At 66.1% G+C, this 11,992-nt stretch carries 8 protein-coding genes; 3 read left to right on the top strand and 5 right to left on the bottom strand.

Going from position 1 to position 11,992, the window contains the following annotated elements:
* Nucleotides 1-69: 69 nt before the first annotated feature.
* Complete coding sequence (locus tag G3N61_RS26755) at nucleotides 70-762, bottom strand: aspartate/glutamate racemase family protein (protein ID WP_205823997.1); 693 nt, start codon at nucleotides 760-762, stop codon at nucleotides 70-72.
* A 137-nt stretch (nucleotides 763-899) separates the two neighbouring features.
* Between G3N61_RS26755 and dinB the strand changes: the two genes are divergently transcribed.
* Nucleotides 900-2,063, top strand: a complete 1,164-nt coding sequence (gene dinB / locus G3N61_RS26750) for a DNA polymerase IV (RefSeq protein WP_205823996.1) — start codon at nucleotides 900-902, stop codon at nucleotides 2,061-2,063.
* A 60-nt stretch (nucleotides 2,064-2,123) separates the two neighbouring features.
* Here the strand turns inward: dinB and G3N61_RS26745 are convergent, their stop codons facing one another.
* From G3N61_RS26745 to fixL, 4 genes are all read right to left on the bottom strand, one after another.
* Nucleotides 2,124-4,208, bottom strand: a complete 2,085-nt coding sequence (locus tag G3N61_RS26745; RefSeq protein WP_205823995.1) for a M3 family metallopeptidase — start codon at nucleotides 4,206-4,208, stop codon at nucleotides 2,124-2,126.
* Nucleotides 4,209-4,446: 238 nt separating this feature from the next.
* A complete protein-coding gene (folD, locus tag G3N61_RS26740; RefSeq protein ID WP_205823994.1) occupies nucleotides 4,447-5,307 on the bottom strand; it encodes a bifunctional methylenetetrahydrofolate dehydrogenase/methenyltetrahydrofolate cyclohydrolase FolD in 861 nt (286 codons plus the stop codon).
* 236 nt (nucleotides 5,308-5,543) lie between these two features.
* Nucleotides 5,544-6,182: an oxygen response regulator transcription factor FixJ gene (gene fixJ / locus G3N61_RS26735; protein ID WP_043190376.1), complete on the bottom strand. Its 639-nt coding sequence runs from the start codon at nucleotides 6,180-6,182 to the stop codon at nucleotides 5,544-5,546.
* A complete protein-coding gene (fixL, locus tag G3N61_RS26730; protein WP_043190373.1) occupies nucleotides 6,179-8,695 on the bottom strand; it encodes an oxygen sensor histidine kinase FixL in 2,517 nt (838 codons plus the stop codon). Before fixL ends, fixJ begins: the two co-directional genes overlap by 4 nt.
* A gap of 273 nt (nucleotides 8,696-8,968) precedes the next feature.
* Between fixL and aceE the strand changes: the two genes are divergently transcribed.
* Nucleotides 8,969-11,665 (top strand): pyruvate dehydrogenase (acetyl-transferring), homodimeric type, encoded by a 2,697-nt coding sequence (aceE, locus tag G3N61_RS26725; RefSeq protein ID WP_043190370.1) that lies wholly within the window; start codon nucleotides 8,969-8,971, stop codon nucleotides 11,663-11,665.
* 68 nt (nucleotides 11,666-11,733) lie between these two features.
* Nucleotides 11,734-11,992: biotin/lipoyl-containing protein (locus G3N61_RS26720; protein WP_346778590.1), on the top strand; the 259-nt coding region annotated here is incomplete at its 3' end.

Below are 11,992 nucleotides of genomic sequence, written 5' to 3'. Positions count from 1 at the left end.
CGATCGTGTATGCGGCAGGCCGCGGATTTCAGTGAAGCCGCTGCATCGGTGGCACGTGCCGCGTGCGTGTCAGCGCGCCGCCCACTCGACCGCCGCCTTCGCGTGCAACGCGGTCGTATCGAACACCGGCAGCGGCGAATCGTCCGTGCCGATCAGCAGCGTGATTTCCGTGCAGCCGAGGATCACCGCCTGCGCGCCGCGCTGCGCGAGCGTATCGATGATCCGCACATACGTCGCGCGCGATTCCGACGAGACGATGCCGTGGCACAGCTCGTCGTAGATGATCCGGTGCACGTCGTCGCGTCCGCTCTCGTCGGGCACGAGCACGTCGAGGCCGAACTTCTCGCGCAGCCGCTCCGCGTAGAACGGCAACTCCATCGTATAGCGCGTGCCGAGCAGCGCGACGCGCTCGACGCCCGCCTCGCGCAGCGCCGTGCCGGTCGGATCGGCGATATGCAGGAACGGCAGCGTCACCGCGGCTTCGATCGCGTCGTGGACGCGATGCATCGTATTGGTCGTCAGCACGACGAGATCGGCGCCGGCCGCTTCGAGCTGTCGCGCGGCGTCGGCCATCCGTTCGCCGAGCGCGGCCCAGTCGTGCGTGCGTTGCAGCGCTTCGATCTCCGCGAAATCGACCGTGATCAGCACGCTCTTCGCATTGTGGTGGCCGCCGTGCAGTGCCTTCGAATGGCGATTGATCATCCGGTAATACTCGGCCGACGATTCCCAGCTCATCCCGCCGATCAGTCCGATCGTCTTCATCCGTCACCTGTGCGTTTCGTGTATTGCGGCTGACGAGTATAGGCGCCGCTGCCCGCGCCCGGCCGGTACGATCCGCGCAAAGCGGGCCGGTACGGCGCCGCCGGGCATGGCCGCACGCGACAGTTGAAACCGGCACTGTGTTTTTGTACAGTATCGGCACCGTGAACCCGACCATCATTCCGCCTGCCGATCCGCACGCGCCGCCGCCGGGCGACGCGCTGCCGCGCATGCGCAAGATCATTCATTGCGATTGCGACTGCTTCTACGCGTCGGTCGAGATGCGCGACGACCCGTCGCTGCGCAACCGGCCGCTCGCGGTCGGCGGCCGGCCCGACCAGCGCGGCGTGATCGCGACCTGCAACTACGAGGCGCGGCGCTACGGTGTGCATTCGGCGATGTCGTCGGCGCTGGCGATGCGAAAGTGTCCGGACCTGCTGATCCTGCCGACCGCGATGGACAAGTACCGCGCGGCGTCGCGGCAGATCATGGCGATCTATCGCGACTACACGCCCGACGTCGAGCCGCTGTCGCTCGACGAGGCCTACCTCGACGTCAGCGGGTCGGAGCGCTGCCAGGGCAGTGCGACGCTGATTGCACAGGAGATCCGCCAGCGCGTGGTCGACACGGTCGGCGTGACCGTGTCGGCCGGCGTCGCGCCGAACAAGTTCATCGCGAAGATCGCGTCCGACTGGAACAAGCCCGACGGGCTGTTCGTCGTGCGGCCGCACGAGATCGACGCGTTCGTTGCGGCGCTGCCGGTGCGCAAGCTGCACGGCGTCGGCAAGGTGACGGCCACGCGGCTCGACCGGCTCGGCATCCAGACCTGCGCGCAGTTGCGCGACTGGCCGCTGATCGACCTGCACCGCGAATTCGGCGCGTTCGGGCGGCGGCTGTACGAACTGTCGCGCGGGATCGACGAGCGGCCCGTGCAGGCCGACCAGGAGCGCAAGTCGGTCAGCGTCGAGACGACCTACGTGACCGACCTGACGACGCTCGAGCAGTGCGCAGAAGAAATCCGCCGCCTCGTCGTGCAACTCGATGCGCGGATCGCGCGGGCGGGTGCCGCGCGGTCGATCCGCAAGTTGTACGTGAAGATCCGCTTCGCCGATTTCCAGCGCACGACGGTCGAGTGCGTGGCCGACGCGACGAATGCGGACACCGCAGTCACGCTGCTCGCGAAGGGGCTGCAACGGCGTGCGCAGGCGGTGCGGCTGCTGGGCGTCGGCGTGCGCATCGACGAGGATACGGCCGAGCGCCACGGGCAGTTTTCGCTGTTCGACGACGAATCGCTCGCGCCATGAAAAAGGCACCGCCGAAGCGGTGCCTTTGCTTGCGTGCAGCCGAAAGGGCTGGCGGCGCGCTCAGTGCGCGGGCGCCATCCCGTTGTGGCGCAGCAGCGCGTCGATCTGCGGCTCGCGGCCGCGGAACGCCTTGAACGAATCCATCGCCGGGCGGCTGCCGCCGACCTCGAGGATTTCGCGGCGATAGCGCGTGCCGGTCGCCGCGTCGAGCACGCTGCCGCTCGCGGCGGCCGCTTCCTCGAATGCCGCATACGCATCGGCCGACAGCACCTCGGCCCACTTGTAGCTGTAATAGCCGGCCGCGTAGCCGCCAGCGAAGATGTGGCTGAACGTGTTCGGCCAGCGCGAGAACGCGGCTTGCGGGATCACGTGATAGCGTTCGTTGATCTCGCGCGCGAATGCGGTCACGCCGGTGGCGCCCGCCGGGTCGAAGTCGACGTGCAGCAGCATGTCGAACATCGAGAACACGATCTGGCGCAGCGTGCCGAGCCCGCTCTGGAAGTTCTTCGCGGCGATCATCTTGTCGAACAGCTCGCGCGGCAGCGCGGCGCCCGTGTCGATGTGCGACGACATCGACGACAGCACGTCCCATTCCCAGCAGAAGTTTTCCATGAACTGCGACGGCAGCTCGACGGCATCCCATTCGACGCCGTTGATGCCCGACACGCCGAGCTCGTCGACGCGCGTGAGCATGTGGTGGAGCCCGTGGCCGAATTCATGGAACAGCGTGATGACTTCGTCGTGCGTGAAGCACGCGGGCTTGCCGCCGACCGGCGCCGAGAAGTTGCAGGTGAGATAGGCGACGGGCGTCTGCACGCTGCTGCCGCGCTTCGCGCGCGAACGCGCGTCATCCATCCACGCGCCGCCGCGCTTGCCTTCGCGGGCGTACAGGTCGAGATAGAACTGCGCGACGAGCGAGCCGTCGCGATTCTCGACGCGGAAGAAGCGCACGTCCTTGTGCCATACCGGCGCGTCGTCCGGCTTGATCTGCACGCCGAACAGCGTCTCGGTGACGGTGAACAGGCCCTTCAGCGCGGCCGGCTCAGGGAAGTACTGCTTGACCTCGTTTTCCGAGAACGCATAGCGCTGCTGGCGCAGCTTTTCGGCCGCGTATGCGACGTCCCACGGCGCGAGTTCGGCGAGGCCGAGTTCCTTCGCGGCGAACGAGCGCAACTCGTCCCAGTCCTTGTCCGCGTGCGGGCGCGCGCGCGTCGCGAGATCCTCGAGGAACGTGATCACCTGCTGCGGCGATTCGGCCATCTTCGGTGCGAGCGACACTTCGGCGAAGTTGCGGTAGCCGAGCATCTGCGCCTCTTCGCGGCGCAGCTTCAGCGCATCGGTGACGATTGCCGTGTTGTCCCATTCGGCCTTGCCGTCGCCGTACTGCGGCCCGAGTTCCGATGCGCGCGTCGCGTAGGCGCGGTACAGCGTTTCGCGCAGCGCGCGGTTGTCCGCGTATTGCAGCACCGGGAAGTACGACGGGAAGTGCAGCGTGAATTTCCAGCCTTCCTTGCCGTCCTTTTGCGCGGCTTCGCGGGCGGCTTCGATCGCGTCGCCGGGCAGGCCGGCCAGTTCGGCCTCGTCCTGCACGATGTACGCGTACGCGTTGGTCGCGTCGAGCACGTGATCGGAGAAAGCCTTCGACAGCGCGGCCTGCTGTTCCTGCAGTTCGGCGAAGCGCGGCTTCTGGTCTTCGGGCAGCTCGGCGCCCGACAGGCGGAAATCGCGCAGCGCGTTGTCGAGGATCTTCTTGCGTTCGACGGACAGCGTCGCGTATTCGGCGCTCGCGGCGATCGCCTTGTACTTCTCGTACAGCGCGAGGTTCTGACCGACGCTCGACCAGAATTCGGTCACGCGCGGCAGGTTCTCGCCGTAGGCGGCCCGCAGTTCGGGCGTATCGGCGACCGCGTTCAGGTGGCCGATGATGCCCCAGGCGCGACCGAGCGGCTCCGTCGCGTGCTCGACCGTCTCGACGATTGCTGCCCAGGTTGCCGGCGTCGCGGCCGCGCTTGCCGTTTCGACTGCGCGGTTGGCGGCATCGAGCAGCGTGTCGAGCGCGGGCGTCACGTGTTCCGGGCGGATCTCGCCGAAGCGGGGCAGGCCCGAGAAATCGAGAAGCGGGTTGGTGTTGGCGCTGGCGGACATAAGACTCCCTGTCTGTTGCCGGATGAACCGGAGTGAAAAGGGTAAGGCGCGCACGGCAACGCGGCGCCCGATATCGACATTATTGGGGCGCATCGCGCGCTTTCCAATCGTTAGTTTCTAACGACGCGATTGACGCAGGTCGAATGCGGGGTGGGGAGCGCCAGGTGGCGCGACCGGCGCGGTGCGGCCGGCGAGACGCCGGCGCGCGGTTCCGCACGCCGGCTGAACAGGCAGGGGGTCAGGCAGCCGCGTCGGCGGCGCGCTCGGCGGCTTCGATCGTGTTGATCAGCAGCATCGTGATGGTCATCGGGCCGACGCCGCCCGGCACCGGCGTGATGTGGCCGGCCACTTCCTTCACGCCCGCGAAGTCGACGTCGCCGCACAGCTTGCCCGCGTCGTCGCGGTTCATGCCGACGTCGATCACCGTCGCGCCGGGCTTCACCATGTCGGCCGTCAGGATGTTGCGCTTGCCGACCGCGGCAACCACGATGTCGGCCTGCCGCGTGTGCGCGGCGAGGTCGCGCGTCTTGCTGTGGCAGATCGTCACGGTCGCGCCGGCGTCGAGCAGCATCATCGCCATCGGCTTGCCGACGATGTTCGAGCGGCCGATCACGACCGCGTTCGCGCCCTGCAGCGGGATGTCGTGCGCCTCGAACATCTTCATCACGCCGTACGGCGTGCACGGGCGGAACAGCGGCTTGCCGGTCATCAGCGCGCCCGCGTTCGCGATGTGGAAGCCGTCGACGTCCTTCTCCGGCGCGATCGCCTCGATCACCTTGTGGCTGTCGATGTGCTTCGGCAGCGGCAGCTGGACGAGGATCCCGTGGATCTTCGGATCACGGTTCAGTTCGTCGATGCGGGCGAGCAGGTCGGCCTCCGACAGCGTGTCCGGGTACGCATCCTTCAGCGAGAAGAAGCCGTTGTCCTCGCACGCCTTGATCTTGTTGCGCACGTAGACTTCGCTGGCCGGGTTGGCGCCGACGAGGATCACTGCGAGGCCGGGCTGGTGGCCGCGCGCGGTCAGTGCGGCGGCGCGGTCGGCGGCCTGGGCGCGCAGGGTCTTCGAGAGGGCGTTGCCGTCGATGAGGAGGGCTGTCATGGTGGTGGGTTCTGCCGGGAAGTTGGAATGCGGGCGTGCGGCGCCCGAGGGGCACCGCAGCAAAGCACGGAATTATACCGTCCGCCTGCCGCCGTCCGACAGCGAATGCACGGGAAGCGTCATGGCTGCGGCGCTCGCGCGCCGGGAAAAACGCCGCCGCGCAAGTGGGCCGCATCGCGCGACGGCGGTGGCGCGGCCCGCCGGGCAGGGCTGCCCGGGCCGCGCGGCAACCACGCTCAGGCCTGCTTCTTCGACAGCGCGAGGCGCAGCAGGTCGGCCACCGTGTTGACGTTGAGCTTTTCCATGATGTTCGCGCGGTGCGCTTCGACCGTCTTGATGCTGATGCCGAGATCGTCGGCGATCTGCTTGTTCAGGCGGCCCGCGATGATCCGTTCGAGCACCTGCTGCTCGCGCGCGGTCAGCTTCGACAGGCGTTCGCTCGCGGCACGCTGTTCCTGAACGCTCTTGCTTTCGTTTCGGGCCTTGTCGAGCATCCGCTCGACCAGCTTGCGCAGCTCGGCTTCGTCGAACGGTTTCTCGATAAAGTCCATCGCACCCTTTTTCATCGTCGAGACGGCCATCGGCACGTCGCCGTGACCCGTGACGAAGATGATCGGCAGCGCGGCATTGTCGGCAATCAGGCGTTCCTGCAGTTCGAGGCCGCTCATGCCCGACATCCGGACGTCGAGGATCAGGCACGCGATCTGGCCGGCCTGCTGCGCAGGCTGGTAGGCATCCAGGAACTGCTCGGCGCTCGAGAAGCATTGCACGCGATAGCCGTTCGCCTCCAGCAGCCAACGCAGCGAGTCCCGTACGGCCTCGTCGTCGTCGACGACAAAGACGGTTTCCTGAGTGGTGGTGACAGGGCTATTCATAGTTCTCCCGTAACAGTATGTGATGCCGATGCCTCGCGCCCCCCTTGGCCGAGATCAGCGGGTTCCCCAATGGGCAGGCTGCAGTGGAACGTTGCGCCGGAAATGCGGCCATCCGGCTCGACGTTGTTGACCACCCACAGACGCCCCCGATGCGATTCGATGATCGAACGGCAGATGTTCAGCCCCATGCCCATGCCATCGGACTTGGTGCTGTAAAACGGTTCGAACAGGCGCTCGGCGGTCGCTTCGTCGACGCCCGGGCCCTGGTCGATCACGCGGATGTCGACGAAGCCCGCCTCGATGTCGGCGATGACGCGGATCACGCCGTCCACCGACGCCGGCTTCACGTCGGCCATTGCCTCGGCCGCGTTCTTCATCAGGTTCACGAGCACCTGCTCGATCAGCACGGGGTCGACATAAATAATAGGCATTCTTGCGAGGATTTCCGTGACGATCCGGATCCTGCGCTTCCTGGCCTCGATTTCGGCGAGCCCGACCGCGTCGGCGACGATGTCCGCGACCCGCGCCGGCTGGCGCTTCGGCTCGCTGCGCTTCACGAATTCGCGGATCCGCTTGACGATCATCCCCGCGCGCAGCGCCTGCTGCGCGGTCTTTTCCAGCGCGGGCTGCAGCGTCTCCGGCGTGCCGCGGCCGCTCTTGACGAGCGCGAGCGTGCCCGAGCAGTAGTTGTTGATCGCGGCGAGCGGCTGGTTCAATTCGTGAGCAATCGACGACGCCATTTCACCCATCGTCATCAATCGGCTCGTGAACTGCAGCTTCTCTTCCTGCTGGTGCGCGAGTTCCTGCGCCTTCTTGCGGGTCGTGATGTCGGTCGCGATCTGCATCTGCGCGAGGTGGCCGTCCACCCACTGGATGTACTGGCGGCGCACCTCGAACCACTTCTGGATGCTCTCGACGTACACCTCCTGCGCATCGGCGGTGCTGCTCGTCAGCGCGGCGGCCGGCAGGCCCGCGAACGCGTCGACCATGTCGATCGAATCGGACGATGCCTGCGCGCGGTCGAAGCCGCCGCCCGACAGCTCGAGATGGCCGTCCGGACGAATGCCGAACAGGTGGCGGTAGTAGCGGTTCGCGAACAGCAGCTCGGCCTCGTCGGCGGCCAGCACCGACACCGCGGCGTCGAGGCTTTCGAGCACCGTCGTGAAGCGCTCATGGGCAGCTGCGAGTTCTTCGCGCGCGCGCTTCGGCTCGGTGATGTCGGTCATCGACGACATCCAGCCGGTCTGGCGGCCCGAGCTGTCGATCAGCGGGGAGACGTACAGGCGCGCATGGAACAGCGTGCCGTTCTTGCGCCGCACGCGCAGCTCGAAGCCCGAACTCGGCGCCTTGCCGCGCAGCGTCATGTCGAGCTGGCGCTGCATTTCCGGGTAAGCGTCGCGCGGCCAGTACGGGAACGGCGCGACCTTGCCGACGAGGTCGGTCTCGTCCCAGCCCGTCATCCGGCAGAACGCGGGGTTCACGTGCGTGATGCGGCCGTGCATGTCGAGCACGCGCATGCCGATCAGCACCGAGTTTTCCATCGCGCGGCGGAAGAACGCTTCCGCGTACAGCGCCTGCTGCGCCTCGAAACGCTGGCGCGTGTGCTTCCACAGGCTCCAGAGGCTCCACAGCACGAAGCAGGACAGGCCGGCCACGAGCCACACGAGCGTGTTGTTGGTCAGGTTCGTGAGCTGCGGGAATGCGTATACGCGCACGGTCAGCCCCTGGCCGGGCGGATCGAGCGGCAGGTCGTAGTGCGAGTCGCGCGGCAGGCGCGGGCGCGTCGACGTGGACGACAGCTCGCGGTTGTTCGCGTCGGTGATCGAGATCTTGTACTTCGACGACAGTTCCTGCGGGATGTCGTGCTTCAGGATGCCTTCAACCGAGAACACCGCGGCGATCGAGCCGAGGTACTCGCGGTCGCCGCGCATCACGGGTGTCTGCAGCGTGATGAAGCCGTTGCCGAAGTCGTCGTAGATCAGTGGCGAATAGGCCTGGCGGCGCGTGCTGCGCGCCTCGTCGTAGGCGCCGCGCACCGCGTCCTGCATCTGCGCTTCGCCGGGCTTCGCGAGCCGCTGGCCGAGCAGCGGCGGATGCACGGTCGGCCAGCGCTGCACGCCGGGCGACGTGTACCAGTTCAGGTAGAGGATTTCCGGGTGCGTCTGCATCACGTCCGCGACGGCCATCTGGAACGCGTTCTGGTCGAGCCGGCCGGACGCGAGATCGCGCGACAGTGCCTGGAGCTGTTCCTGCGCACCCGTCATCGACAGGCGGATCTGCTGCTGGGCCCACGCGACGTTACGGAAGAGGGTGTCTTCCTGCTGCTGCTGTTCGCGGCGATTGAGGCTCCACAGGATGAGGCTCATCACCACCAGGAACACGAGAATCGACAGCAGGGGCGTCAGCAAATATGAATTGGACCACCACGGTCCGTGGTGCCAACGGGACGGCTGCGACTCCGCCGGCGGGCCCGACGGTCGCGCCGAGCGTGCGAAAAGCCGATCGGTCAACATTGGAGGATTGTAGCGCAGCGCAATACATGGAAAACCTATACCGGATATGTTGAACGGAAACGGATTTGTTCAGCCGCGACGCGCCGGAGAGCCCCGAAATATGGGTGCAGCGCAGCAATATTTCGCATTGCGAGAAAAGATCTCACAATTCGAAAATTTTGTTGCGCAGGCCCGCGCACGCTCATTACAATCCGTCGGAGCTTGCCCGCAGCCGGTCGCGTCGCGTCGTCTGCACGAGAGCGATCCTCACATTCCAGGACCCAGGAGACGAGAATGTCCGCTGTACCGAACGAAGTGATGAAATATGTCGCCGCCGAACGTGACGACGACCCGCAAGAAACCGTCGAGTGGCTGGAGTCGCTCGATGGCGTGATCTCCTCCGTGGGCACCGGCCGTGCGCATTACCTGATCGAAAAGCAGATCGAGTTCGCCCGCATGCACGGCGAACACCTGCCGTTCTCTGCCAACACCCCGTACATCAACACGATTCCCGTGGCCGCCCAGGCGAAGATCCCGGGCGACCAGGACGTCGAGCACCGCATCCGTTCGTACACGCGCTGGAACGCGCTGGCGATGGTGCTGCGCGCAGGCAAGGACACGAACGTCGGCGGCCACATCGCGTCGTTCGCATCGGCCGCGACGCTCTATGACGTCGGCTACAACCACTTCTGGCACGCGGCGTCCGACCAGCACGGCGGCGATCTCGTGTTCGTGCAGGGCCACTCGTCGCCGGGCGTCTACTCGCGCGCGTTCCTGCTCGGCCGCCTGAAGGAAGAGCAGCTCGACAACTTCCGCCAGGAAGTCGACGGCAACGGCATCTCGTCGTATCCGCACCCGTGGCTGATGCCGGATTTCTGGCAGTTCCCGACCGTGTCGATGGGCCTCGGCCCGATCATGGCGATCTACCAGGCCCGCTTCATGAAGTACCTGCAGGCACGTGGCATCGCGAAGACGGAAGGCCGCAAGGTGTGGGCATTCCTCGGCGACGGCGAGACGGACGAACCGGAATCGCTCGGCGCGATCGGGATGGCGAGCCGCGAAAAGCTCGACAACCTCGTGTTCGTGATCAACTGCAACCTGCAGCGTCTCGACGGCCCGGTGCGCGGCAACGGCAAGATCATCCAGGAACTCGAATCGGAGTTCCGCGGCGCCGGCTGGAACGTGATCAAGGTCATCTGGGGCAGCCGCTGGGATGCGCTGTTCGCACGCGACAAGTCGGGCGCGCTGATGCGCCGCATGATGGAAGCCGTCGACGGCGAATACCAGACGTACAAGTCGGAGTCGGGCGCGTTCGTGCGCGAACACTTCTTCAACTCGCCTGAGCTGAAGGCACTCGTCGCCGACTGGTCGGACGACGACATCTGGGCGCTGAACCGTGGCGGCCACGATCCGCACAAGATCTACGCGGCATTCCACGAAGCGACCAACACGAAGGGCGCGCCGACCGTCATCCTCGCGAAGACCATCAAGGGCTACGGGATGGGCGAGTCGGGCCAGGCGATGAACATCACGCACCAGCAGAAGAAGCTGCCGGTCGAGCAACTGAAGAAGTTCCGTGACCAGTTCCGCCTGCCGATCACCGACGAGCAGATCGCCGACGTGCCGTACCTCAAGTTCGAGGAAGGCTCGAAGGAACTCGAATACATGCGCCAGAAGCGCATGGACCTCGGCGGCTACCTGCCGCATCGCCGCGAGAAGGCGACGTCGCTGCCGGTGCCGGCGCTCGACGCGTTCGAGCCGCTGCTGAAGGGCACGGGCGAAGGCCGCGAGATCTCGACGACGATGGCGTTCGTGCGGATCCTGAACATCCTGCTGAAGGACAAGGCGCTCGGCAAGCGCGTCGTGCCGATCGTCCCGGACGAATCGCGTACGTTCGGCATGGAAGGCCTGTTCCGCCAGATCGGTATCTGGAACCAGGAAGGTCAGAAGTACGTGCCGGAAGATTCCGACCAGCTGATGTTCTACAAGGAATCGCAGACCGGCCAGATCCTGCAGGAAGGCATCAACGAAGCGGGCGGCATGTGCGACTGGATCGCGGCGGCGACGTCGTATTCGACGCACGGCGAGATCATGGTGCCGTTCTACATCTTCTATTCGATGTTCGGTTTCCAGCGGATCGGCGACCTGGCATGGGCGGCGGGCGACATGCGCTCGCGCGGCTTCCTGCTCGGCGGCACCGCGGGCCGCACGACACTGAACGGCGAAGGCCTGCAGCACGAAGACGGTCACTCGCTCCTGTGGGCGGCATCGGTGCCGAACTGCGTGAGCTACGACCCGACGTTCGGCTATGAACTCGCGGTCATCATCCAGGACGGTCTGCGCCGCATGGTGCAGGACCAGGAAGACGTGTACTACTACGTCACGGTGATGAACGAGAACTACGAGCACCCGGCGATTCCGCAGGGCGAGCACGTGGCGGCCGACATCATCAAGGGCATGTACGCGTTCAAGAAGGCCGACGCCGACAAGAAGGCGCCGCGCGTGCAGCTGCTGGGTGCGGGCACGATCTTCAACGAAGTGATCGCCGCTGCCGACCTGCTGAAGAACGACTGGGGCGTCGCGGCCGACCTGTGGAGCGTGCCGAGCTTCACCGAGCTCGCGCGTGAAGGCCACGAGATCGAGCGCTGGAACCTGCTGCATCCGACCGAAGAGCGTCGCCTGTCGCACGTGCAGAAGTGCCTGAAGGACACGCAGGGCCCGGTCATCGCATCGACCGACTACGTCCGTGCGCTGGTCGACCAGATCCGCGGCCAGATCGATCGCCGCTTCGTCGTGCTGGGCACGGACGGCTTCGGCCGCTCGGATACCCGCGAGAAGCTGCGTCACTTCTTCGAAGTCGACCGTCATTGGGTCACCGTCGCTGCGCTCAACGCGCTGGCCGACGAAGGCACGATCGAGCGCAAGGTGGTCGCGGACGCGATCGCCAAGTACAACCTCGATCCGTCGAAGCCCAACCCGATGACCGTTTAACGCACACGCCGTGTGATGCCGCGCGCCGCCTCCGAGAGGGGCGCGCGTGGCCATGGAGACAGAAACAGATGAGTCAAGCGATCGAAGTGAAGGTGCCGGATATCGGCGATTACAAGGATGTGCCGGTGATCGAGATCGGCGTGAAGGTCGGCGATACCGTCGAACCGGAGCAGTCGCTCGTCACGCTCGAGTCGGACAAGGCGACGATGGACGTCCCGAGCCCGGTAGGCGGCGTCGTGAAGGAAATCAAGGTCAAGGTGGGCGATTCCGTGTCGGAAGGCTCGCTGATCATCCTGCTCGAAGGCGGCGCCGCGGCGCAGGCGAACG

It is taken from the genome of Burkholderia sp. Ac-20349, assembly GCF_017104865.1.
GTDB classification, from domain to species: Bacteria; Pseudomonadota; Gammaproteobacteria; order Burkholderiales; family Burkholderiaceae; genus Burkholderia; species Burkholderia aenigmatica.
Note: the sequence above shows the minus strand (reverse complement) of the source record. Positions and strands in the feature narration are given on the sequence as shown.

Bases quoted from the DNA above. Each gene is read 5' to 3' on its own strand.
- G3N61_RS26755 (WP_205823997.1), bottom strand. From the start codon at position 762: ATGAAGACGATCGGACTGATCGGCGGGATGAGCTGGGAATCGTCGGCC.
- G3N61_RS26745 (WP_205823995.1), bottom strand. From the start codon at position 4,208: ATGTCCGCCAGCGCCAACACCAACCCGCTTCTCGATTTCTCGGGCCTG.
- folD (WP_205823994.1), bottom strand. From the start codon at position 5,307: ATGACAGCCCTCCTCATCGACGGCAACGCCCTCTCGAAGACCCTGCGC.
- fixJ (WP_043190376.1), bottom strand. From the start codon at position 6,182: ATGAATAGCCCTGTCACCACCACTCAGGAAACCGTCTTTGTCGTCGAC.
- fixL (WP_043190373.1), bottom strand. From the start codon at position 8,695: ATGTTGACCGATCGGCTTTTCGCACGCTCGGCGCGACCGTCGGGCCCG.
- aceE (WP_043190370.1), top strand. From the start codon at position 8,969: ATGTCCGCTGTACCGAACGAAGTGATGAAATATGTCGCCGCCGAACGT.